This is a genomic window from Mangrovimonas sp. DI 80 (assembly GCF_001975575.1).
Taxonomy (GTDB): domain Bacteria; phylum Bacteroidota; class Bacteroidia; order Flavobacteriales; family Flavobacteriaceae; genus Mangrovimonas_A; species Mangrovimonas_A xylaniphaga.
In genome coordinates this window covers 1,153,267-1,179,011 of sequence record NZ_MSDT01000002.1, presented here as the reverse complement: position 1 = coordinate 1,179,011, position 25,745 = coordinate 1,153,267, and the positions used below count along the sequence as shown (strand labels likewise).

The following is a 25,745-nucleotide window of genomic DNA, read 5'->3' as shown; positions in this document are numbered from 1 at the left end:
TCTTTAAAAATTAAGTTTTAATCCTATACTGTAAGTTCTACCTGCACCATAGTAAACTAAAGCACTAGCAGCTGTTCCATCCACATCATTAGAATCTGATATATATTCTGTATTAAAAACATTATTGATCTTTCCATTCAATACGGCCTCAAATGATCCCATATCGAAAGCATGGCTCACACCCACATCAAATAGTCCATAGGCTGGTGTTTCCCACGTATCAGGAAGATCAGCACTTCCACGACTAGTAACCAAATAGGAAGAATACATATTCCCCGCATAATTATAATCCAAATAGATTCTAGATCTATCTGCAAACCTATAATTAGCCCCTAAAGCAAAGGTTGTTTGAGCTGCATCACCAACTTTCAAATCTTTTGCAAACACATCAACCACATCTATCTCCTCACCGTCTTGGTCTCTAATAATGGCCGATACATCACTTTTCCATTTCCAATCACCTATAGAAGCCATCCCTGTAAAGGTCAAGTCATCAGAAAATCTATAACGCAAATCAATTTCGATCCCCTGGTGTAAAGCATCCATTCCCGTTAAATTATAATAAATTCTGTCTGCCTCTGGAGTAGCTCCTGGATAAGATCCATTGATTGCTTTGTCCAACCAACTGGTACGGTACAAATTCACATTTGCAGACAACTTTTCTGCTCTAAACCCATACCCTACTTCCACACTAAAGACCTTTTCATTTGTAGCATCCTTATTGGCATCCAAAGTATCCTCATCCAAGAATACCGAAATCACAAAAGGTGCCTTTGAAAAATATCCAACATTAACAAACACATTGTTATTGATATCCAAGTTGTAGTTCCCTCCTCCTTTCACACCAAAACCAAGAAAATCCACATTGTCTGAAGTTCTGCTACCGGTGATCTCACTGTTCATAAACTCTTTTTTCTTGTAGTTAGAATTAGACACATCCGCAGCAAGGAAGAAGTTTAAGTCATCCGTTAATTGGTATTCAGCTTGACCAAAAAGGCCATATCTAAGCACAATACCATCATAATCCTTATTATACCGATCTCCAACTTTTAACGGCTTGCCATAAGCAAAGGTATCCGACTCATTATCCAGGAAAAACTGCCCTCCAAGTAAATCATCTACCTCGTACCAGTGAGACCCAATATAGTAACGCGTATCCAATCCTCCCGAAATTGTCAAGTTATCGCTTAGTGAATTTTTGTAGGTAGATAAAATCCCATACCATTCGTGAGAGTTTCTCGATGAAGAAATAATATCTGTAGAACCAGCAGCTCCATTAGCGATATTTTCATCCACAATTCTATCAAAATCTATAGGCTGTAAACCAGAACTACCCATTCTATAATCATTTGATCCAATTTTATTACCTTCATCTCTACGTCCTCCCCCGCTTCCAAAAGAAGCATAAAGCGCAGTTGATAAAGCAGAATTATCATTGATTTCCCATAAATGATTTAAGGACAATTGTGGTTTGTGGTAAAAATTAAAAGATTGATGATAAACCTTCCCGTTTTTATATCCCCAATCTTTATTGGCTCTTCTAGGTCCTGACTCGGTAGCTTGCAACTCTGAAATAGTAGATCTATTAAAACGTTGCCCATGCTCTTGTTGAGCTCCAAAGGCACTAAAGGTCAATCTATTCTTTTCATTCAACTGTTGAGACAAACTCACAAAGTAGTTAAAACCAGAAAATTCAGTACCATCAACATAACCATCTCCTGAGATTTTGGCAGCACTTACCGTAGCAGCAAAACCTTTTGAGGTTAACCCCGTGGAATATGTCATACCATACTTTAAGTACCCATTATTACCAATACTTGAAGCAATATTTCCTCCAGCTTCGGCATCCGTACTTTTTGTAATAATATTAATGGTTCCCCCAACAGATGGCACAGCCACCTTTGAAGCTCCCAAACCACGCTGCACCTGCATAGTTGATGTTACATCTCCTAATCCAGCCCAGTTAGACCAATAGACCCTTCCATTTTCCATGTCGTTAACTGGAACTCCATTAATCATAACAGCAACATTTTCTGAATCAAATCCCCTTAGGTTAATCCTTCCATCTCCATAACCACCACCAGCTCTTGTGGCATACACCCCTGGCGTTGATTTTAAAATTTCAGGAAATTCCTGGGTACTCAGTTTTAAGGCAATTTCTTCTGCCTTTACCGTAGAAACTGCCACTGGCGTTTTCCTATCTACAGCCACGGAAGCAATAATTTGGACTTCCTGCAACCCAACCTCGCTAGACTCCAAAGTAATAACTCCAAAGTCCTGATCACCACTAAAGGTAATGGTCTGGGTGGTATACCCTACGTAGGTAATCACCAATTCTCCCGAACTTGCTTGTGTAGTAATTGTGAAATTTCCATCAAAATCGGTGGTTGTCCCGTTTGATGTCCCCTTTTCAATGATGTTTGCACCTGGTAATGGTTCGCTGAAGTCTGAACCGATGATTTTACCTTTGATAGTGCTTTGTGAGAACAGCGCCGAACTACATAAAAATACAGCAGCTGCACATAGTAACTGGTAAATGTTTTTCATGTTTAATTGTTGAAATTTGAATTAGTCTTGGCAAAATTACTTATTAAGAATAATCAAATATTACCTTAACATTAGTAATTAAGCACCTGAAAGTTAACGATTAATATCAAACCATCAACAATTAAACACGAAAGCTGTTAAAAGTTTTTTAACATTTGTTAAGAAAGTTTTTTATAAAACTCCAAAAGGTTTTGCGTGGAAGCATCGTGGCTATTAGCATTTCCTGTAGCATTGATGTCTTCCAAAATAGTATTGGCAAGTTGTTTTCCTAACTCCACACCAAATTGATCATAGCTAAAAATATTCCAAACAACCCCCTGAACAAAAATTTTATGCTCATACATCGCAATCAATTTTCCAAGGCTTTCTGGCGTTAATTTCTCAATTAGTATAGATGTTGTAGGCTTATTACCTTCAAAGACCTTAAACGGCACCAAAGCACCCGAAGCACCTTCTTCTTTCACCTGTTGCTCTGTTTTACCATTTAGCAAGGCTTCTGTTTGCGCCAAAAAGTTGGACATCAATTTATCCTGGTGATCTTTATCTCCATGTAATGCTTGAGCAAACCCAATAAATTCGGCTGGAATTAATTTTGTCCCTTGGTGGATCAATTGGAAGAAAGCATGTTGCGAATTGGTTCCCGGTTCTCCCCAAATGATTGTTCCTGTTTGATAGTTCACAGGATTCCCGCTTCGATCGATACTCTTTCCGTTACTCTCCATGATCCCTTGCTGCAAATAAGTCGCAAACTGATTTAAATATTGAGAATAAGGAATCACCGCCTCGGTTTCAACACCGAAGAAATTATTATACCACACACTCAACAGTGCAGATATCACGGGGATATTTTTATCAAAACTGGCAGTTCTAAAATGCTCATCCATTTTATGTGCTCCCAACAACAACTTGTCGAAATTCTCAAAACCAACAGAAAGACTAATAGACAGTCCAACCGCACTCCATAAAGAGAAACGACCACCTACCCAATTCCACATTGGGAAAATATTGCTTTCATCAATCCCGAAAGCCTTTACACGCTCTATATTGGTAGACACCGCCACAAAATGTTTAGCAACGGCTTCTTCAGGAGCATTGATCAGGAACCAGTTTCTGATGGTGCTTGCGTTAGACAAAGTTTCCTGAGTAGTAAAGGTTTTTGACACTACCACAAACAAGGTTGTTTCTGGATCTAAGTGCTTGATAACTTCATTCACATGATCTCCATCAACATTACTTACAAAATGCGTCTTTAGGTGATTTTTATAATACGTAAGGGAATCTACAACCATAGCAGGTCCCAAATCAGATCCACCGATTCCTATGTTCACGATATCGGTAAACGCCTTCCCTGTGTACCCCTTTAACTCTCCCGAAACGACTTGATTGGTAAAAGCCTTCATCTTTTCCTTTACCTCATAGATTTCGGTCATTACGTTTTCACCATCCACCAAAACCTCGGCAGTTTTTGGAGCTCTTAAAGCAGTATGTAGAACCGCTCTACCTTCCGTTTCGTTAATAACATCACCTCCAAAATACTTAGAAATGGCATCTTTAAGATCTACTTCCTCTGCCAATTTCAGCAAAAGCTCAAGAGTTTCTCCTGTAATCCTGTTTTTTGAAAAATCTACGTAGAAGTCTTCCCATGAAATGGTCATATTATTTGCCCTTTCTGAATCTTGAGCAAACCAATCTTTCATATGAGCATTTTTAACGGTTTCGAAATGCTCTTTCAGCTGCTTCCATGCCTCTGTAGTCGTAGGGTTTATTGCTTTTAATGCCATTTTTATTTTACTTGTGTAATTAATGTTTCTTCCGCCAACAATTCTTCATCTTCCTGAAGCCCTTCAAATTGAATGGCATCCAAACGAGCTCTAATTGGCGTAATATATTCCATGTATCTTGTTTTCAAACTATCCGAAATAGGCTTGGCCTCAGGCAATTTTTCCCTAAGAGGATCCACTTGCCTACCATTTTTCCAAAAACGGTAGCAAACGTGAGGCCCTCCAGTATTACCTGTCATACCTACCCAACCAATAATATCTCCCTGTTTTACAAATTGCCCCTTCTTAACGTTTTGGGCCTTCATATGAAGGTACTGCGTTTCGTAAGTGGCGTTATGCCTAATCTTCACATATTTTCCATTACCACCACGTCTTGTAGACTCGGTTACGGTACCATTGGCTGTTGCCATAATAGGCGTCCCAATGGATGCCGCAAAGTCCGTTCCTTTATGAGGTTTTACTTTATACCCATAATAAGCGATTCGGCGGTTAAGATTATATCTAGAAGAGATTCTTCCAAACTGAACCGGCGCTTTCAAGAAGGCACGTCGCAAGTTTTTAGCCTCATCGTTGAAGTAATCTACGATACCCTTAACAGTATCGGTTTTAAATTGGAAGGCATAAAAAGGCTCATTATTATGCTCGAAATAAGCCGCCTTTATTTGATCTACCCCTACATAAATACTGTCATCTATATATTTATCGGTATAAATCACCTTGAAACGATCTCCTTTTTGCAAACGTCTAAAATCGATAGTCCAAGCGTAAATTTCATCTGCCATTTTATAGGCCAATCTTGGACTCAAGCCTTGGGATTCCAAAGTTTCGGAAATATTACTATCTATAATTCCTGTAGCTTCCTTTTCCACATACTTGATAGGTTTTCTGTTGGTATAGGCATGAATAGAGTCTTTGAAATTAATCACCACATATTCCTCCTGATTAGGTTGGTAAATAAAACACTGCGGTAATTCTAGGGAATCTTTGGAACACAACAAGGTATACGGTTTCCCTACCTGAAGTCTTCTTGCAATATCGAAGCTATCCTTGGCGCTCTCTACAATATTGTAAATAAGAGGATATCCAATTCTATTACGCTCCATGATAGCTCCAAAACTATCCCCATTTTTAATGGTATCGCGCTTTACAATAAACTCGTTAAGATTGAATCCGAACTCGTGAATTTCTGCAGGTTCAACAAAAGTTTGTAACGGCTCAATTTTCTCTTCTTTCACCTTTTTATCATCCTTACATGATAAAAATGTCACACACACAAATAGTGCTGTTAATAATCTTGTTTGCATTAAATTATATCAATTTTAAATATTCTCTCCCCAGTTATCCAACTCCTCCTGCGACCATAATTCTGGAAAAAATATACGCCTTTGATATTTGGGGTGCATATATTTCTTCCAGTCACTTCCTCCTGTTGCTTCTCCGTCTCCAAGACCACTTTCAATATAATGCCTTGCGGTATTGTAATGCGCCATTACCCATGTGATATTGACTGTATAGTCAAAATGTCTCATGGCCTGCACGAGATTTTCATCCTTTTGAGCTTCCATTGGCAGCTCTTTAAATCTAGTCCAAAGGTTTTTGGTATTGTAACTCTCCATAAACCTCAAGAAATCATCCTTATAGCGCTTTTCAAAATTAACTAAAAGCGTCGACTTTTTCCCTGTTTTGTAATCCTTTCCCGCCGCTTGCCAATACAAATGCTCAAAAGCATGGGTATATGGTGTATTTCTGTCTATGGTGGCACGGAACCTATAATCGATCAAATTGATCAACTCTGTTGAAGCAAATTCTATCATACGGTACTGCGCACTTTGGAAACCACTGGCAGGAGTCAACGTATGGCGGAACTTCATGTATTGCTCCACTTCCATACCTTCTCGCATGATATTGAAAGAAGTGGTCAACATATCAAAATAGCGACTAACGCGCATTACCTTTTCTGCAAAGAAATCGGCTTTTAACTCTTTACATTCGGCTACCTGCTCAATTTCCCACAAAATCATTTTGAACAAAAGTTCATTGATTTGGTGATAGGCAATAAACACCATTTCATCTGGCAATTGCGTGCGCTGGATTTGGAGCCCCAAAAGGGCATCGGTTTGGATATAATCCCAATATGTAATGGGCTTACTGTAAAGCAGCCCTTTTAAATGGTCTTCGGTATTTTGGTTGATGGATTGGAACTTTTGCTCTAGTTCCTCAATGACATTATCAAATTTATTTGGGTTGGCCATATGTTAGTTAGTCAAATTGAATTTGGAAGGAGTGTTTCAAGCCTCTGAAGGATTCCAGTTCTGCCCGCAACGATCCCACTGCCAAATCTGCTTTAATTTTTAATGGGATCTTGTTTTCGTCTGCACTCACCCATAACGTTAAACTTTCTTGTTCTTTAAACACCCTTCCTGCCATTACGTACGGCCTGAATTTAAGTGTCTTTACTTTTCCAAAATCTGTCTCGATAGTTTCTCTTCCCAAAAACTTGAGCTTGAACACATAGTTTTCTTCATCAAAAAACATGTTCAGTTTCACTACATCTCCAACCTTTATCTTATCGGTATCGTAATTGTTGCGCAAATAATAAAACGCAGACACCATGTCCTGAACATCTTTTTCTGTAGCAAACACTTGTCTCCCGCCGTTTTTATAGTTTTTGACATGCGCTTTGCTTTCATTGTGATCAAACTTGATTTCAATATCCTTGGTATGTCCACCTTCGTCAATCTTCCTTATGAACTTATACGGCGCACCGGTTTCCCTATCGAAATAACTTTCGTAATGGTCGTCTACTTTAAAAAACCAACCTATGGCTCCTGTAGTCCATCCTTTACCTACTACATGATATACTTCTTTACCATCCAGCATTTTTTCATGCACCTCAAGTGTTGCGTTACCAGCCTTTAAAAAGCCACTGTAACTCATCTTAAACTTGAACCATTCGCCTCCGCCAAAAGCCGTTTTGTCCTGAGCCGAAGCAATTTGCGCAAAGAAAAGAAAACTGAGAAAAAAAAGATTAAATTTCATGTTAAAAGTATCTTGTCCTCCTAACTTTTGACAAATCATGAGGCTGTTTAAAAAGCTGACAAACAATTACTGTTCCAAATGTATAAAAAACAAAAAACTCCATAGTTGCCTTATGGAGTTTTTTAAAACGTGGAACGTTAAAAATTTGTTATAATGTACCTCTCTTTTCCTGCTCTCTTTCGATTGATTCAAAAAGGGCTTTAAAATTTCCAGCTCCAAATCCGCGAGCTCCCATTCTTTGGATAATTTCGAAAAACAAGGTTGGTCTATCTTCAACCGGTTTGGTGAAAATCTGCAACAGATATCCTTCTTCATCGGCATCGATCATGATTCCCAAACCTTTCAAGGTTTCGATATCCTCACGAAGCTCATGACTGAACTCTTCCAACCTTCCAGGAACTGCGCTATAATATTCTTCCGGTGGTGTTGATAAGAATTCCACACCTCTAGAACGCAAATCAGTCACTGTTTTGATAATGTCATCTGTAGCTACCGCAATGTGCTGCACTCCTGATCCTTCATAAAAATCAAGATATTCTTCAATTTGAGAACGTTTCTTTCCTTCGGCCGGCTCATTGATTGGGAATTTGATGCGACCGTTACCGTTACTCATTACCTTACTCATCAAGGCTGAATATTCCGTATGGATTTGTTTGTCGTCAAACGAAAGGAAATTCACAAAGCCCATCACGTCTTCATACCACTTTACCCAAGTGTTCATTTCACCCCAACCAACATTTCCTACCATGTGGTCTATGAATTTTAAACCTGTTGGCGTTGGATTATAATCCGATTCCCATTTTACAAATCCAGGCATGAACTGTCCATTGTAGTTTTTACGCTCCACAAACATGTGAACCGTTTCTCCATAGGTATAAATACCAGCTCTTACTACTTCACCGAATTCGTCCTTTTCAACGGTTGGCTCCAAATAGGATTTTGCACCTCTTTTAGTAGTCTCTTCATAAGCACTTCTTGCATCTTCGACCCAAAGCGCCACAACTTTCACACCATCTCCATGCTTTACAATATGCTGGTTAATTGGTGATTTACTGTTCAACGGCGTGGTTAAAACCAATCTAATTTTATCTTGAAGTAGCACATAACTCACCTCATCTCTTGAACCAGTTTCCAAACCTTTGTAGGCATATGATTGAAATCCAAAAGCAGTTTTATAAAAGTGAGCCGCTTGTTTGGCATTACCCACATACAACTCAACATAATCAGTTCCTAACAAAGGCAAAAAGTCTTCTGCCCCCTCAAATATTTTTTCCAGTCCGTATTCAACCGACTTAATTTCTTTACTCATAATCTTTATTTTTTTTAGTGTTCCAACCAAGATTTAAAATAATCTTCGTCTGCTATTTTTAATGCTTCTTCTGTTACTTTCAACGGTTTAAAGGTATCAACCATTACCGCCAATTCATCTGTTTTTTCCTTCCCGATACTACGTTCGGTTGCTCCCGGATGCGGTCCATGGGGAATCCCAGCGGGGTGCAATGAAATATGCCCCGCAGCAATATCATTTCTACTCATAAAATCACCATCGACATAGTACAACACCTCATCGCTATCAATATTGCTATGGTTGTATGGCGCTGGAATGCTTTCTGGATGATAATCATACAAACGCGGCACAAAACTGCACACCACAAAAGCATCGGTCTCAAAAGTTTGGTGCACCGGTGGCGGCTGGTGTATCCGTCCGGTTATAGGTTCAAAATCGTGAATTGAAAAAGCGTACGGATAGCAATAGCCATCATAACCAACTACATCAAAAGGATGTGAGGCATACACCATATCAAACATATCATCTTGTTTTTTCACTTTGATTAAGAAGTCACCCGATTCATCGTTGGTTTCCAATTCTTCAGGACGCCTGATATCACGTTCACAGAAAGGCGAATGCTCCAACAATTGCCCAAACCAGTTACGGTAACGTTTAGGTGTGTAAATAGGACGACGAGACTCAACAATGAACAAGCGGTTATCTTCCGTATCAAAATCTATTTTATAGATAATGCCTCTTGGCACCAACAGATAGTCTCCGTATTTAAAGTCAAGATTCCCGAGATGGGTGCGTAATTTCCCTGTTCCCTTATGGATGAAAATCAATTCATCTGCATCGGTATTCTTATAGAAATATTCTGTTGTAGATTGCTTTGGAGCCGCCAAAATAATACTACAATCACTATTGGTTAACACTGTTTTTCTGCTTTCCAAATAATCGTTTTCCGGCTTCACTTGAAACCCTCTAAAACGATAGGATTGCATATTGTTTTCTCTAGCAATTTTTGGAGCAACGCTATATTGATTTTGAATAGCTTTGACCTGAGTTGGTCGTTGTTCGTGATAGGAGTTGGTGGACATCCCATCAAAACCTATAGTCCCAAAAAGCTGCTCGCTATACAAACTTCCATCTGGCTTTCGGAATTGTATATGACGTTTTGGGGGTATTTTCCCTAGTTTATGATAAAAAGGCATTGTTAATAATTTTTTAAGTTGAAAGTAAAAAGTAACAAACAGCATAGCCGCTTGCGCAGAAGGCACAAAACGCCTACTTACTCAGGATTTCTCTTGATAAGAAAATGAAGATGCGCCAATAAACCTGTCCAAAAATGTGTCACTTAAAATTCTTGTTTAATATTTATCAGGAGCGTTTTGCAACCTTATAGTTTTCTCTTAAAACCACACGGTCTTCTGCAAATATCGTAAAATTTTTGTAGATTTTTAATAAATCATGAAGAGCTTACAACGTCAGAGCATTAAGTCAAATTTTATACCACTAAAACCAGAACCCTAGATTGAAGAACCAATAGTCCCTTTTGGTATCTGGCGACCACGTATATTTGGCTTCAATAGGCCCTAAAAAGGTCTCAAAAGAATACCCTACAGCAAAGCCTGTATAGTCTGGAGTAGTTAACCATTCGCCTGTTTCAAAAATATTATCTTCTACATTGCCAATGTTAGCGGCTAGCAAAAAATGGTTCTTTTTAAAAAACTCATAATCCAATGTAAATGTACTTTTCACGAAGCTATTCCCTGTAATTGACATAAAATCGTAGCCATAAAAGGAAACGAAATTATTTATGAAATTATTGGCATAGCCGCCCAATCCGAAATCCATCGAGTTAGTTGTATTCTCTCCTATTTTGAATCCTCCCTGCTCCAAAATAGTCATGGATAGGCCATTCGCAATCTTAAAGGCATAACCAATATCCGCCTTGGCAATGGAAAAGGGCTCAAAATTCTCATTAAAACTGGAAGCATAGAAATACCAATGGATATCACCATTGAAATAGAAGCCCTTTTTGGGAAAATAGCGATTGCTATACGTATCCAATTTAATATTACCATAAACACTTAAATAATCAGTGTTTTCAAATAAATAATCATCATCATTATTAGTACTAAACTGATTCACCAAAGTTTGAGAAGTTATCCTTAGGTGCTTATGCTCCGCCCCTGCAATTAAGGCAAAATCCTTTCGGAACAGCGTCTGAACATAAAATTGCGAACTAAAATCCCGAAGGTCCACATCAACCTTATTGACATTACTGACTTCTTCCTCAAAAGTCCGAAATATTAATTGTGAATTGACATCTCTATCAAATTGATTGAATCGCGTCCGCAATCCCACACTCCAATAAAATCCTCTATCAATAAAATAGTCCAAGTTATAGCGAATATTATCGCCTAGAACCACATCAAAAGACAGTACATCATTATCAAAAAGAGCGCGCTTTCGGGTAAGATTCACTATTGCCGCACTTTTATATAGTTCATCATAATGCAATCCCAAACGGAAAAAAGTTGTAGTTTCATTTTCCTTAATAGTAGCCAACAAATCATAGCCTTCTATACCGTTTGATTTCTGAAATCTGTACTCAAAAGTGTCAAAATTATTGGTTGCCATCAAATTGTTCACACCACTACTAAAATCGGTATAATTCACAGTGGTGTTACTTTTAAGCTTCAATTTCCCCAAAACATAAGCTCTGGTATACTTTTGATACCCTTTAATTTTGATGGAATTAATCCTGATACTATCTGGACTTTTCAAGAACTTGGTAGTAGATCTATTTGAAGACCCGACTTTTTTGGCCAATTCAACGAGAGGGCCAAGTTGCTCCCTTGCCGCACTCTCTCCATTTTTCACAATTCGCTGACCTTCACTAAACGAGATCACCGAAAAATCCTTGATATCAGGTTTGATGTAAATATCAGTTTTCTCCGACTTCCAAACCATGTCATTAATGGTCCTGTAATTATTAATCTGCAGTAAAATATCAGGCGCAGAAGTCAGTTCCTCCCTAGTTGCCAAATCATCCTGAACATCCACCCCTATAATTACATCCATACCTTTGGCCTTCAACTCATCAATAGGATAATTATTGGTCACTCCTCCATCTATCAACAACTGATCATTTATAATTACCGGTTGAAACAAGGACGGAAAAGCTCCACTAGCCGTAACCGACTGCGCCAAATTACCTCGTTCCAAATAGACAGCCTTTCCGGTTTCCACATTGGTAGCCGTACAAAAAAATGGGATTGGCAACTTATCAAATTCCTTGACATCGCTTACAGGAAGCGTTAAATAAGTCAATAAATTATAGACATTTTGCCCTGAGGAAATGGCCGATGGCAACTTCAACTTGAATTTATTAAACGGTAAGGTCACGGCATATTTCTCGGAATTGTCCCGCTCATAGAAAGTTTTGGATTCCCTAGGTAAATAATCGGTAATCACCTCATCAAAATTGACACTTCCAAAAATGGAATCCAACTGCTTTGCCGAATACCCCGAGGCATACAAGGATCCTACAATGGCTCCCATACTGGAACCTGCTATATAATCAACCTTCAGCCCAATACTATCCAATACTTTTAGCACACCAATATGGGCAAATCCCTTGGCCCCACCACCACTCAACACCAAACCTATTTTCAAAGAATCCTTTGCAGGGGTTTCTTGAGCAAACCCAACTCCCGCAAACAATAGGAAAATGGCAATGATGGCTAGAAAGTGTTTCATTTGTTTACATAATAGGCCTTTATTTTCTGTGCCTTGGAAGGTCCAACTACCGAAGTGAGATCCTCTAGAGAAGCTTGGGAAATCCGTTTTACCGATTTAAAGTGGGTCATCAACTCCACTATGGTTTTCTCCCCAATACCTGGAATGGTTTCCAACTCCGTATTAAGGGCATTTTTACTTCTTCTATTTCTATGATGCTCTATCCCAAAGCGGTGCGCTTCGTTTCGTAATTGTTGAATGACTTTTAGGGTTTCGCTTTTTTTATCTAAATATAAGGGAATTGGATCTTCTGGGTAAAATAATTCTTCCAAACGCTTCGCAATTCCGATGATTGCAATTTTTCCGCGTAAACCTAAGATTTCCAAACTATTAAGCGCCGAAGACAATTGTCCTTTTCCTCCATCAATAATGATCAATTGAGGCAGTGCTTGCCCTTCGTCCAAAAGCCTTTTATAACGCCTGTGAACCACCTCTTCCATAGAAGCAAAATCATCTGGACCTTCTACCGTTTTTATATTGAAATGACGATAATCCTTTTTACTTGGCTTGCCGTTTTTAAATACCACACAAGCGGCCACTGGGTTGGTCCCTTGAATATTGGAATTATCGAAACATTCTATATGCCGTGGTTCTTCATGCAATCTCAAATCGACCTTCATTTGTGCCATGATACGGTTGGCATGTCTATCCGGATCTGTGATTTTAACTTGTTTAAAACGCTCCATTCGGTAATACTTGGCATTTCTGATGGAGAGATCCAAAATATGTTTTTTATCTCCCAACTTGGGAACCGTTACTTTTATAGTTTCGCCAATATCAATTTTAAAAGGAACATAAATCTCTTTGGAATTGGAATTGAAGCGTTGCCGAAGCTCGGTTACGGCCAACCCCAAAAGTTCCTTGTCGGTTTCTTCCAATTTCTTTTTGATTTCCAAAGTATGAGACCGAATGATGGAACCGTAGGATAACTGAAGAAAATTGACATACCCATAGCCTTCATCGCTCACTATTGAGAACACATCTACATTACTGATTTTTGGGTTGACAACCGTAGATTTTGCCTGATAGTTCTCCAGTACTTCAATCTTTTCCTTTATTTTCTGTGCCTCTTCAAACTTCATATCTTGCGCCAAAGCCTGCATTTGCTTTTTAAAATGAGACAGCGAGTCCTTAAAATTCCCTTTTAAAATCTCTTTTATCGAAGCGATATTGGCATGGTATTCTTCTTCGGTTTCATACCCTTCACATGGCCCTTTGCAATTTCCCAAATGGTATTCTAAACACACCTTGTATTTGTCGGCTTCAATTTTTTCTTCAGCTAAATCGTAATTACAGGTTCTTAATTGAAACAAGCCTCTAATTAATTCCAACAAAGTAGATACCGTTTTCATGCTGGTATAAGGCCCAAAATATTCTGAACCATCCTTTATCACCCTGCGAGTTGAAAACACTCTTGGAAAACGCTCCTTCTTGATACAAATCCAAGGATAAGATTTATCATCCTTGAGCATCACATTGTATTTGGGCTGATACTTTTTAATCAGGTTATTTTCCAACAGCAAAGCATCGGTCTCCGTATCGACTACAATATGTTTGATACTGGCAATCTTTTTTACCAGCACTCGGGTCTTCCCATAATCATGCTGTTTCGTAAAATAAGAACTGACTCTCTTTTTAAGGTTCTTTGCTTTCCCAACATATAAAATCTTCCCCTCAGCGTCGTAATATTGGTAGACTCCCGGCTGATTGGGCAAGGTTTGCAACTGAATTTCAAGTGAAGTTTGGCTCATCATTCAAAGGTAACTATTTTCATGGTTTTCAATCGGCAGCCAAAATGTTAATTGCCCTAAAAATTATCTTGGCAAAGCTAATTTTGAAATCAGTAATTCACTAACTTCGTACATTTATATTCAGCAATGAAAACACAAACCATTGGCCGCATAGACAAGATTGATTTCCCTGAACTACAACTATTTGAAGTTGATGTTAAGGTAGACACTGGCGCCTATACTTCTGCCATACATTGCTCAAAAATCATCGAAAAAAACAACAGCCTAATCTGTACATTTCACAGTGACGGCCATCCAAACTTTAGCGGTGTCGAGGTGAGCTTTAATTCCTATTCAAGAACCAATGTAAAGAGTAGCAACGGTTTCAAGGAAAACAGATTTAAAATTAAAACCGATGTCATATTTTTTGGTAAAACCTATAAGATTAACTTAACTTTAAGCACCAGAGACGACATGAAATTTCCAGTTCTTATTGGCAGACAGTTTTTAAGCAAAAAATTTCTCGTTGATGTAGACCAGAAGAACGTATCTTTTAACGCCAGTAAACGCGCATGAACATAGTAATTCTATCTAGAAATTCTTATTTATATTCTACCCAACGGCTTATTGAAGAGGGCCGAAAAAGAGGGCATCAGGTTGAAGTGATCGACCCCCTGAAATGTGACATCATTATTGAAAAAGAAAAACCTACCATCTTTTACAAAGACCGTTATTTGGATTATGTAGACGCCATCATCCCAAGAATTGGCGCCTCTGTCACCTTTTACGGTTGTGCGGTGGTACGTCAATTTGAAATGATGAACGTGTTCACCATTGTAACCTCAGACGCTATTCAACGCTCACGGGACAAACTGCGCAGTTTACAGCGCTTGAGCAAAGCCGGAATCGGCATGCCAAAGACGGTATTCACAAACTATTCCAGAGATGTTGAAGAAGTTATTGAACATGTAGGCGGAACTCCTGTAATCATCAAGCTACTTGAAGGCACTCAAGGTTTAGGTGTTGTTTTGGCTGAAACCAAAAGCGCAGCTGAATCTGTTTTGGAAGCTTTCAATGGATTACAGGCCAGAGTAATTGTTCAAGAATTTATCAAGGAAGCCAAAGGGGCTGATATTAGAGCTTTGGTTGTAGATGGACAGGTAGTTGGCGCCATGAAACGCCAAGGGAAAGAAGGTGAATTCCGCTCTAATTTACACAGAGGAGGCACCGCCCAAATCATCAAACTTAATGATGCCGAACTTAAGTTGGCTATGCAAGCCTCAAAAGCATTGAAACTTCCTGTTTGCGGTGTTGACATGCTTCAGTCGGCCAGAGGACCTCTATTATTGGAGGTGAACTCTACCCCAGGGCTGGAAGGGATTGAAGAAGCTACCGGAAAAAATATTGCCCGCGCCATCATAACTTATATAGAAAGGAACCGATAGATGACCTACACCCAAAAAACAATCATTTCCATACTTGGCAAAGACATTAAAGCGGGTGAGCGTTGTGAATTGAATTTTGGGGTGGCCAATCTGCATACCACTTCCAGCATCGATGTGCCCGTTATCATTGAACGCTCCAAAAAACCGGGGCCGGTTGTTCTTTTTACGGCTGGCATCCATGGAGATGAAGTGAATGGTGTGGAAATCATTAGGCAGATTATTGCCAAAGGCATTAACAAACCTAAATGCGGAACCATTATTTGCATTCCTATTATCAATGTTTTTGGGTTTATCACCCTAAAGCGTGAATTCCCTGATGGCAGGGATTTAAACCGTGTATTTCCCGGAACGAAAAAAGGCTCTTTGGCTAGTCGTGTGGCACACAAACTTGTTAGCGAGGTAATTCCTGATGTAGATTTCATCATGGATTTCCATACAGGTGGAGCCGGAAGGTTTAATGCACCACAAATACGCATTACCAAAAACAATCCTCAACTGGATGAATTGGCCAATGCATTTGGGGCACCTTTTATATTGTATACCAAAAACATCAAAAAGTCCTTCAGAAATACATGTAGCAAACTAGGCAAACCTATTTTGTTGTTTGAAGGTGGAAAATCTACCCATATAGATATCAATATTACCAATACTGGGGTTAATGGCGTAAAACGCGTGTTACACCATTTAGGCATGTTATCTACTAAATTCAAGGTATCCAAGCCAAAAACGCAAACCGTCACCATTTTGGATAGCAGTTGGCAACGTGCCAACTATTCTGGAATGTTCAAACCTTCCATCGCCTTGAACACAAAAGTGACCAAAGGCGATATCATTGGCAACATTACAGATCCCTATGGTAAATTCAACCATTTCGTAAAAGCCATTTATTCAGGTTATGTTATTAATGTGAATGAATTGCCTATCGTCTATCAGGGGGACGCCCTATTCCATATTAGTACCAAATTAAAAAATGACCAAGCAAGAATTAAGAACCCTATATAAATCGAAGCGAGAGGCGCTTTCGGAGGATGATATTGACCAATTGAGCATAGAAATTGCCAATCAGTTATTGAAGATGGATATTTGGAACTATTCTTTCTATCATCTTTTTTTGAGCATTGCATCGAAGAAAGAAATCCAAACCGATTTTATCCTGAACATTCTTTCTGGAAAAGATAAAAACATTGTTATTTCAAAAAGCGATTTCAAATCGGGTACTATGACCAACTTTTTATTGACAGACAACACTGTAATAAAAGTGAACTCATATGGTATTCCTGAACCTCAGGACGGCATTGAAATTGCCAATGACAAGCTAGACGTGGTATTTATCCCTTTATTGGCTTTTGACGACAACGGACAAAGAATTGGCTATGGAAAAGGGTTTTACGATCGGTTTTTGGTCAACTGCAAACCTGATGCACTAAAAATTGGACTGTCATTTTTTGAGGCAGAACCTTCATTCGACGACATGCATGAAGCAGACATTCGCTTAGACTACTGCGTTACACCAAGAAACATCTATACGTTTTCTAGCTGAGTCGTGTCCTTCTCCTTTTCTACTTCTTTTTCTACATCCAAAATTTCCAATTCATCTGAAGACTTCGGGAACGCTTTTTTGTTGAAGACAATGAGAATGCCTATTCCCGTACTAATGGCCATATCGGCAATATTAAACACAGGCTCAAAAAAAGAAAAGCTCCTTCCTCCCACAAAAGGAAACCATTCTGGATAAATTCCACTATAAATAGGAAAATGGAGCATATCCACAACGTTGCCATGAAACAAACTGGCGTAACCACCTTCAACAGGCAGAAAAGTGGCCACCCTATTGATGCTATCGCTAAAGATGACGCCATAAAAAACCGAATCGATGATATTGCCCAAGGCACCTGCAAAAATCAAGGCTACGGCCCAAATTAGGGTTTTGGAAGCTTTCTTTTGGATGGAAGACACCAACCAATAGCCAATACCAAAAACAGCCACAATTCTAAACAGTGTTAAACTCAACTTAGCTGTTTTATCTGAAATAAAAGATGCAAAATCACTGATTTTAGTTCCCCAAGCCATTCCATCATTTTCCACAAATGCAATATGAAACCATTCAAACACCTCTATACGATCCCTAAGTTCAAAATGGGTTTTAATGTATAGTTTGCTTATTTGATCGGCAAGCAAGATTAAAATAATTAAGAGGAATGCTTTTTTTAATGACATGGATTAGAATTGATGAAACACAAAAATAGGATTTATAAATTGATTGTGAACACTTAATCAATTTTGAACATCCTAGAAATAAGACATAAAAACAAACGCCCTGTATATACAGGGCGCTATTCTAAAAATATAAGTTTAGTTATTGCTGCATGTTTTTTGCCTCAATACTTAATGTAGCGTGCGGCACTAACTTAAGGCGCTCCTTACTGATCAACTTGCCCGTTACGCGACAAATACCATAAGTTTTGTTCTCAACTCTAATAAGGGCATTTTTTAAGTCCCGGATAAATTTCTCCTGTCTGATGGCCAATTGAGAGTTCGCTTCCTTACTCATGGTTTCGCTACCTTCTTCAAAAGCCTTAAATGTCGGCGAAGTATCATCGGTTCCATTATTAAGGTCATTCATGTAAGCACTTTTCAAAAGCGCTAAATCATGTTCGGCCTTTTCAATTTTATCTAGAATCAATACTTTAAACTCTGCCAAATCCTTATCGGAATACCTGTTGTTAGTTTCTACTGCCATAATCTTATAATTTTTCAATAAACAGTTTGGTATTTACATCATCAAAGGCTATCTCAATCCCATCGGTTACAATGTCTAAAATTTCCAATTGATCTGTTAACGTCTCTGTTTTTATATAGTCAATATTTTGTTTTACCGCATTACTAATCTGTTCATCCTTTTGCAAGTGGACTGCAATCCTGTCGGTAAGCTCAAATCCTGAATCTTTTCTTAGGTTTTGTATTCTGTTTACCAACTCTCTGGCGATACCCTCTTTTTTCAATTCCTCATTGATTGTAACATCCAACGCAACTGTTAAAGCACCTTCGTTTGCTACAAGCCAACCTTCGATGTCTTGTGAGGTAATTTCCACATCAGAACGTTCTAATGTAATACTTTTTCCATTAATTTCAACATTTACCTCCCCTGTTTGCTCCATATTTTTTATATCCTCAGACGTAAATCCACTGATTATCTGAGCGATGGATTTCATATCTTTTCCAAAACGAGGACCTAAAACCTTGAAATTAGGCTTGATCTGCTTCACCAAAATCTCAGAAGCATCTTCCAAAACTTCGATTTCCTTTACATTTACTTCAGAAGTAATCAAGTCTGCAACCGCCAAAATCTCAGTTTTTTGTTGCTCGCTGTTTACAGGAACCATGATTTTTTGCAATGGCTGACGCACTTTTATCTTTTCCTTGGCACGTAATGACAAGACCAAAGATGAAATAGTTTGTGCACTCTCCATTTTACGCTCCAATTCCTTATCTATAAAAGCAGGATCGCTTACAGGGAACTCCGCCAAATGTACACTTTCAAAGTTTTCTTTTTGTGTCACTTTTGTTAAGTCCTGGTAAATTTTATCCATGTAGAATGGCGCAATCGGCGCTCCAAGTTTCGCCAAGGTTACCATACAGGTGTACAAGGTTTGGTAAGCCGAAATCTTATCGGATTGGTAGTCGCCTTTCCAGAAACGTCTTCTACTTAAACGCACATACCAGTTACTCAAGTAATCCTGTGTAAAGTCTGAAATTGCTCTGGCCGCCTTTGTTGGCTCATACTCGGCATAATACTCATCAACCTTTTGAATCAAAGTATGTAATTCAGACAAGATCCAACGGTCAATCTCTGGTCTTTCTTCCAAAGGAATATCCGTCTCACTATAGGTGAAGTTATCCAAATTGGTATATAAAGTGAAGAAAGAATAGGTATTGTAAAGTGTTCCGAAGAATTTACGTTTTACCTCTTCTACGCCTTCAATGTCAAATTTCAAATTGTCCCATGGATTGGCATTGGAAATCATGTACCAACGCGTGGCGTCTGCCCCATAATTGGCCAAAGTTTTAAATGGATCCACGGCATTCCCTAAACGCTTGGACATTTTCTGTCCGTTTTTATCCAACACAAGTCCGTTGGACACAACATTCTTATAAGCCACCGAATCAAATACCATCGTTGCAATGGCATGAAGGGTATAGAACCATCCACGTGTTTGGTCTACTCCTTCCGCGATAAAATCGGCAGGAAAAGAGGTATGGGCATCAATTTTCTCTTTGTTTTCAAAAGGATAGTGCCACTGTGCATATGGCATCGATCCAGAATCAAACCAAACATCTATCAAATCGCTTTCACGCTTCATTGGCTTACCAGAAGCCGACACCAAAGTGATTTGGTCCACAATGTTTTTATGTAAATCTAATTTTGCATAGTTAGCATCATCGTTGTTACCTACTTCAAAATCCTTGAAAATATCTTCCGCCAAAACGCCAGCATCAATAGCACGTTTCATTTCAGCTTTTAATTCTTCTACAGAACCAATACAGATTTCCTCCTTGCCATCTTCAGTTCTCCAAATTGGCAATGGAATTCCCCAATAACGAGAACGTGACAGGTTCCAGTCATTAGCATTTGCCAACCAATTTCCGAAACGCCCTGTTCCTGTAGCTTTAGGCTTCCAGTTGATGGTTTCGTTCAATTCAAACATTCGCTCCTTCACATCGGTCACCTTGATAAACCAAGAATCCAAAGGATAGTACAAAATTGGTTTATCAGTTCTCCAGCAGTTAGGGTAACTGTGTTTGTATTTTTCAACCTTAAAGGCTTTGTTCTCTTCTTTTAAACGGATGGCAATCTCAACATCTACCGAACGCTCTGGCGCTTCACCATCGGCATAATATTCGTTCTTCACATATTTCCCAGCATGCTCACCCATTTCTGGTCTGAACTTCCCTTGCAAGTCCACCAACGGCACCAAATTCCCTTGCTCGTCCATTACCAACATTGGCGGCACTTCTGGAGTCGCTTGTTTAGCTACCATGGCATCATCGGCACCAAAAGTTGGCGCGGTGTGTACAATTCCTGTACCATCTTCCGTGGTCACGAAATCTCCCGAAATCACTCTAAAGGCATTCTCAGGATTGTTATGTGGCAACGCGTAGGGCAATAACTGCTCATAGGTAATCCCTACTAAATCTGCTCCCTTAAATTCCTTAATCACACGATAAGGAATCTTTTTATTTTCTTTTGAATAACTATCAATATCTGCTTGAGATTCGGCAACTATGTACTTCCCTGCGAACTGTTTTCCAACCAACGGTTTTCCAAGCACCACTTTGATAGACTCAAAAGTGTATTGATTAAACGTTTCAATCAACACATAGTCAATTTTTGGCCCAACAGTTAAAGCCGTGTTACTTGGCAAAGTCCAAGGTGTAGTCGTCCAAGCCAGGAAGTGAATATCTCCTTCGTTTTGCAAAAACTCAGGTAATGACTCTGCTTTAGCTTTAAATTGGGCTACGATTGTGGTGTCCGTTACATCCTGATAGGTCCCCGGCTGATTCAGCTCATGGGAACTCAACCCAGTTCCTGCCTTTGGAGAATACGGCTGAATTGTGTAGCCTTTGTATAATAAATTCTTATTATAGATTTCTTTCAACAACCACCATACACTTTCCATGTATTTTGGTTCGTAGGTGATGTATGGGTCATCCATATCCACCCAGTACCCCATTTTTTCGGTAAGGTCGTTCCACACATCCGTGTAACGCATCACCGCCTTACGACAAGCTGCATTATAATCTTCTACTGAAATAGTTTTTCCAATATCCTCTTTGGTAATTCCCAATTCCTTTTCAACACCTAACTCGATTGGCAATCCATGAGTATCCCATCCAGCCTTTCTTTTTACCTGAAACCCTTTCATTGTTTTGTAGCGAGGAAAGATATCCTTGATAGCACGTGCCAAAACGTGGTGTACTCCAGGAAGACCATTTGCCGACGGAGGCCCTTCAAAAAACACAAAAGGTTTTGCGTTGTCTCGAGACGTGACACTTTTTTCAAAAATGGAATGTTCTTTCCAGTAGGCCAACATTTCATTGCCTACTTTAGGTAAGTCAAGACCTTTATATTCAGGGAATTTCGTACTCATATTGTCATTAATTCTTTTGGACCTGCGAAATTAATGATTTTTAGAGAAATAGCCGTGCTATTTGGAGGAAAATGGTCACCTTGAAAATGCCTCTTACACAATAAAGCCTACCAAGTCTTCGATTTTGGAAAGTAACTGAATTTTAATAGCCGTTTTTTTCAGTGAAATTTTATTGTATTTCGATACGAAAATGGTAGAAAATCCTAGTTTCTCTGCTTCAAGAATGCGTTGTTCCACACGTTGCACCGGTCTAATTTCACCAGAAAGGCCAACTTCGGCCGCAAAACAATAGTCTTTTGGCAGCGCTTCATCTTCGTTTGAAGACAAAATGGCTGCAACCACCGCAAGATCAATTGCAGGATCATCAACGGTGATGCCTCCCGTAATATTTAAGAAGACGTCTTTGGCCCCCAACCTAAAACCGGCGCGTTTTTCCAAGACCGCCAATAACATATTGAGACGTTTGGCATTAAACCCCGTGGCACTACGCTGTGGCGTCCCATAAACCGCAGTACTTACCAAAGCCTGCACTTCAATCATCAAGGGGCGCATCCCTTCCAAAGTAGCTGCCACGGCATTACCAGAGAGTTCATCATCCTTTCTAGAAATAAGAATTTCCGATGGATTACTAACTTCCCTTAGACCTGCTCCCTGCATTTCATAAATCCCCAATTCGTTAGTGGATCCAAAACGGTTTTTATTGGCCCGCAAAATTCTAAACACATGGTTTCTGTCACCTTCAAACTGCAACACTGTATCCACCATATGTTCCAAAATTTTAGGACCGGCAATATGTCCATCTTTGGTAATATGTCCCACAAGAATCACTGGTGTAGCCGTTTCTTTAGCAAATTTGATGAGCTCAGTTGTGCATTCCTTAATTTGGGAAATACTTCCTGCAGAAGATTCTATATAATCACTATGAAGTGTTTGAATGGAATCTACCACCACAACATCCGGTTGCAAATCTTCGATCTGTTTGAAGATATTTTGCGTTTTGGTTTCAGTTAAAATATAGCAATTACTGGCGACTGGATTGATGCGTTCGGCACGCATTTTTATCTGTTTTTGGCTTTCCTCTCCAGATACATAAAGTGTTTTATAAGGCAAGCGCAAGGCCATTTGCAGTAGGAGTGTACTTTTCCCAATTCCAGGTTCCCCACCCAAAAGCGTTAAGGATCCAGGCACCAAGCCACCTCCCAATACCCGATTAAACTCCAAATCAACAACATCAATCCGAGCGTCTTGTGAAGCGTCAATTTCATTGATAAGCAAAGGTTTTGCCGCACGTTTTACCGAAGCTGAAGCAGGTGATTTCCAATCACTCTTTTCAGGAGTTTGAAGCACCTCTTCTGCTATGGTGTTCCACTCCTTACAAGCAGTACACTGCCCCTGCCATTTTGAATACTGGCTTCCACAATTCTGACAATAAAACGTAGTTTTTATCTTGGCCATCTCTAGAAATTTAGGCTAAAATAAGGAATAAATCTCCGCAAAAAAACAATCCCCAACACAAGGTATTGGGGACTGCACATAATTGAGTGATTGGTATTGGTTTCTATATTTTTAATCTTCTCCTTCCTCCTCTACTTCTTCTGCCACAAACTTTAAATCTTCCACTTTTGACAAGATAAAATCTTTGTCTATATGCGCCATGTCATTCAACTGTAAAGCCGTTTCATACAACTTAACCGCCTTTTTGGTTTTCCCCATTTTTTCGGCATACAATGCTAAATAATATGTTCCCAAAGAGGAATTAGGATCCTGCTTATCTGCTAATTTCCCAATTTTCTCTAATGATTCCACATCCTCGCGTTGCTCTGCTACAGCCACAATTTTTTCAAATTCTTCTTCGGTAATAGGCTTATAAATTCCAAAAAGTTCTTCAATTCTTTTGTAGCGATCTACAATGTAATCATCCAAAGTTCCTTCATAAGGGAATACTTTTTCTTTAAGCTCCTTTTCATCCAAAGGCTTATACAATTCGAATATTTTATCCAAGGCTTTTGAAATTCCTCCTGTCACCAACATATAGTGTGTATCTCCTTTGAACTCGTCAAAATAATAAGTCAATGAATTGTTTTTTGCTCCCTGAAGGTTAGCATTTACCTCACGAATATTATCCTTTAATGGGGCTAAATCATGATCACTGGTAACCATGTAATAGAAAATTTCCTCGTCAATCCACTTCAAGCGGCTCACCACGTTTTCCTTCATTTCGCCCTTAAAATCAGGACTTAAATTTACATAGGCATGAAACATTGGATCTGAACTCAACAAGAATGAGTTGATAAAGTTCCCCATCACGTTATGACCTACGGCCACTCTAAACTTACTAGTATTGTACTTGCTATCAATGTACGGTAACAATTCTTCTGACACGAATCTATAGAATCTCTCTCCAGATTCAATTGGCATTCCAGTTACTTCATCATGGTAACTATCGTAAAATCTCTGCTTACCTTGCTCGATTCCAACGATGATAGACTTGGGCATTTCATCGAAATAAGTTTGAAAAGCCACTTGCCCAGCAACGGCTTCAAAAAGGTAATCCCCATCAAAAACCACAATAACCGGGTGTTTTAAAGGGGAACTTGGATCGTAACCTGCTGGAAGTTTGATTTTTATTTCACGAGTAGTATTTAGCTTTCTAGATTCAAACTTTTCTCGGGTAACCTGAGCAAAACTAACACTAAAGGAAAGTAGTGCTAAGACAAAAAGTAGATTTCTATTCATCGTTTAGTAGGTTTGGATTAGGATAGTAAACATACCAAAAAAATAGTTAACCTGCTAAAAAAAATCGATGAACTGCAATTATTTGTATTAATTCTGGTCTTTGATGTCGTAAACCTTCTCCAAAAGCATGTCTTTGTCGATGTATTCGGACTCATTCAACAACAATCCAGATTGGTAATACTGTAAAGCCTTTTTCAAGTCGCCATACTCCTCATAATACATACCCTGATAATAGGCACTAATCATAGAATCTGGGTATTCCTTTTTGGCCAGTTTGGAAACATTTTTCAAAGATTCCATATCGTCCTTTTTCTTGGAAGCCGCAGCGGTAGCCTTTAAATCGATTTCCACAACCTTTTTCTCAAAACCATAGAACAATTTAATATCGTCATATTTCTTCATCAAATAGTCATAAGGAGAGCCTTCGTAAGTAAGCATTTGCTCTGAATATTCCTTTTTATTGATGGGTTTGTACAAAGAAAATATCTGGTTCATGGCCTTTGGAATTGCCAAACCTACCAAAGAATAGTGGTTGGCATCATCAAAATTATCAAAACGGTAATGCAACTTTGGGTTTTCAATACCACCCAAAGTCTTATCCAGATTGACAATACTTTTGTTCAAATTCCCTAAATCGTTTTCCGCAGTGGCCAAATAAAAGAAAGTATCAATAGGAATATTGTTCAAACGTTGCTCCAAACGACTGGCCATTTCAGGCGCCAAATCTGGACTAAACTCTACAAAAGCCCTAAAAATAGGATATTCCTTGAACACATAATAGTTCATGAAGTTAGCACTTAAATTATGTCCAACGCCAATTCTAAATTTGGAAGCTTTGTATCTACTTTCGATATAAGGAATCAACTCTACCCCAACAAACTCAAAAAATCGTGCACCTTCATGCGCTGGAAAATAAGTTTCGTCATCATAAAAGAAATCCACCTCTCTAGTTGACGCCTGATTGATCCCCACCACAATACATTTTGGCATTTCCCCCCAATAGGATTGGTAATTTACATTACCAATAACTGGTTCAAACAGATAATCCCCATCAAAAACGATAATGATTGGATACTCTGTTTTGTCTTCAGGATTGTAATCGGACGGCAATTGGATTTTCAATTCCCTACTTTCCCCTAAAATGGACGATTCCATTGTTTCGAACAATACCTGGGATTGTAGTGTTTGATAGCCCAAAACAAATACCAAAAGCATGAAAAACTTATGCATAATTTTCCTTC

19 protein-coding genes are annotated in these 25,745 nt (G+C 38.9%); 4 read left to right on the top strand and 15 right to left on the bottom strand.

Going from position 1 to position 25,745, the window contains the following annotated elements; all coding sequences use genetic code 11:
* Positions 1–3: 3 nt before the first annotated feature.
* The 9 genes from BKM32_RS05740 to uvrC all read right to left on the bottom strand — a co-directional run bounded on the left by BKM32_RS05740 (position 4) and on the right by uvrC (position 14,195).
* Positions 4–2,547, bottom strand: a complete 2,544-nt coding sequence (locus tag BKM32_RS05740) for a carboxypeptidase-like regulatory domain-containing protein (protein WP_076662910.1) — start codon at positions 2,545–2,547, stop codon at positions 4–6.
* A gap of 158 nt (positions 2,548–2,705) precedes the next feature.
* On the bottom strand, positions 2,706–4,328 hold the full coding sequence (gene pgi, locus BKM32_RS05735; protein WP_076662909.1) for a glucose-6-phosphate isomerase: 1,623 nt from the start codon (positions 4,326–4,328) through the stop codon (positions 2,706–2,708).
* Positions 4,329–4,330: 2 nt separating this feature from the next.
* The gene (locus BKM32_RS05730; RefSeq protein ID WP_053976869.1) at positions 4,331–5,632 is read right to left on the bottom strand and encodes a peptidoglycan DD-metalloendopeptidase family protein; all 1,302 of its coding nucleotides are present in this window, start codon (positions 5,630–5,632) and stop codon (positions 4,331–4,333) included.
* A gap of 15 nt (positions 5,633–5,647) precedes the next feature.
* The gene (locus tag BKM32_RS05725; RefSeq protein ID WP_076662908.1) at positions 5,648–6,580 is read right to left on the bottom strand and encodes a tryptophan 2,3-dioxygenase family protein; all 933 of its coding nucleotides are present in this window, start codon (positions 6,578–6,580) and stop codon (positions 5,648–5,650) included.
* A gap of 7 nt (positions 6,581–6,587) precedes the next feature.
* Positions 6,588–7,367, bottom strand: coding sequence for a DUF3108 domain-containing protein (locus tag BKM32_RS05720; protein ID WP_053977105.1), 780 nt, complete (start codon positions 7,365–7,367; stop codon positions 6,588–6,590).
* A 148-nt stretch (positions 7,368–7,515) separates the two neighbouring features.
* Entirely contained in the window at positions 7,516–8,676 is a 1,161-nt protein-coding gene (hppD, locus tag BKM32_RS05715; RefSeq protein WP_076662907.1) for a 4-hydroxyphenylpyruvate dioxygenase, read from the bottom strand.
* A gap of 14 nt (positions 8,677–8,690) precedes the next feature.
* The gene (locus BKM32_RS05710) at positions 8,691–9,851 is read right to left on the bottom strand and encodes a homogentisate 1,2-dioxygenase (protein WP_076662906.1); all 1,161 of its coding nucleotides are present in this window, start codon (positions 9,849–9,851) and stop codon (positions 8,691–8,693) included.
* A gap of 301 nt (positions 9,852–10,152) precedes the next feature.
* The gene (locus BKM32_RS05705) at positions 10,153–12,405 is read right to left on the bottom strand and encodes a patatin-like phospholipase family protein (protein ID WP_076662905.1); all 2,253 of its coding nucleotides are present in this window, start codon (positions 12,403–12,405) and stop codon (positions 10,153–10,155) included.
* Positions 12,402–14,195, bottom strand: a complete 1,794-nt coding sequence (uvrC, locus tag BKM32_RS05700) for an excinuclease ABC subunit UvrC (RefSeq protein ID WP_076662904.1) — start codon at positions 14,193–14,195, stop codon at positions 12,402–12,404. The genes BKM32_RS05705 and uvrC overlap by 4 nt, the downstream gene beginning before the upstream one ends.
* Before the next feature lie 126 nt (positions 14,196–14,321).
* Between uvrC and BKM32_RS05695 the strand changes: the two genes are divergently transcribed.
* The 4 genes from BKM32_RS05695 to BKM32_RS05680 are packed head-to-tail and all read left to right on the top strand — an operon-like array spanning position 14,322 to position 17,159.
* A complete protein-coding gene (locus BKM32_RS05695) occupies positions 14,322–14,750 on the top strand; it encodes a RimK/LysX family protein (RefSeq protein WP_053976863.1) in 429 nt (142 codons plus the stop codon).
* Positions 14,747–15,619, top strand: a complete 873-nt coding sequence (rimK, locus tag BKM32_RS05690) for a 30S ribosomal protein S6--L-glutamate ligase (RefSeq protein WP_053976862.1) — start codon at positions 14,747–14,749, stop codon at positions 15,617–15,619. The genes BKM32_RS05695 and rimK overlap by 4 nt, the downstream gene beginning before the upstream one ends.
* Complete coding sequence (locus BKM32_RS05685) at positions 15,620–16,621, top strand: succinylglutamate desuccinylase/aspartoacylase family protein (protein WP_076662903.1); 1,002 nt, start codon at positions 15,620–15,622, stop codon at positions 16,619–16,621.
* Positions 16,590–17,159, top strand: coding sequence for a 5-formyltetrahydrofolate cyclo-ligase (locus BKM32_RS05680; RefSeq protein WP_076662902.1), 570 nt, complete (start codon positions 16,590–16,592; stop codon positions 17,157–17,159). Before BKM32_RS05685 ends, BKM32_RS05680 begins: the two co-directional genes overlap by 32 nt.
* Here the strand turns inward: BKM32_RS05680 and BKM32_RS05675 are convergent.
* The 6 genes from BKM32_RS05675 to BKM32_RS05650 form a co-directional block, all read right to left on the bottom strand.
* Positions 17,141–17,836 carry a lipoprotein signal peptidase gene (locus BKM32_RS05675; protein WP_076662901.1) on the bottom strand — a complete coding sequence of 232 codons (696 nt, stop codon included), beginning with the start codon at positions 17,834–17,836 and terminating at the stop codon, positions 17,141–17,143. The two genes, BKM32_RS05680 and BKM32_RS05675, sit on opposite strands and share 19 nt — an antisense overlap.
* A gap of 139 nt (positions 17,837–17,975) precedes the next feature.
* On the bottom strand, positions 17,976–18,359 hold the full coding sequence (locus tag BKM32_RS05670) for a TraR/DksA C4-type zinc finger protein (RefSeq protein ID WP_053977104.1): 384 nt from the start codon (positions 18,357–18,359) through the stop codon (positions 17,976–17,978).
* A gap of 4 nt (positions 18,360–18,363) precedes the next feature.
* Entirely contained in the window at positions 18,364–21,768 is a 3,405-nt protein-coding gene (gene ileS, locus BKM32_RS05665; protein ID WP_076662900.1) for an isoleucine--tRNA ligase, read from the bottom strand.
* Positions 21,769–21,861: 93 nt separating this feature from the next.
* Complete coding sequence (gene radA / locus BKM32_RS05660) at positions 21,862–23,223, bottom strand: DNA repair protein RadA (RefSeq protein WP_076662899.1); 1,362 nt, start codon at positions 23,221–23,223, stop codon at positions 21,862–21,864.
* A gap of 111 nt (positions 23,224–23,334) precedes the next feature.
* Positions 23,335–24,504, bottom strand: coding sequence for an alpha/beta hydrolase-fold protein (locus tag BKM32_RS05655; RefSeq protein WP_076662898.1), 1,170 nt, complete (start codon positions 24,502–24,504; stop codon positions 23,335–23,337).
* An 87-nt stretch (positions 24,505–24,591) separates the two neighbouring features.
* Entirely contained in the window at positions 24,592–25,734 is a 1,143-nt protein-coding gene (locus tag BKM32_RS05650; protein ID WP_076662897.1) for an alpha/beta hydrolase, read from the bottom strand.
* Between the last annotated feature and the right edge of the window lie 11 nt (positions 25,735–25,745).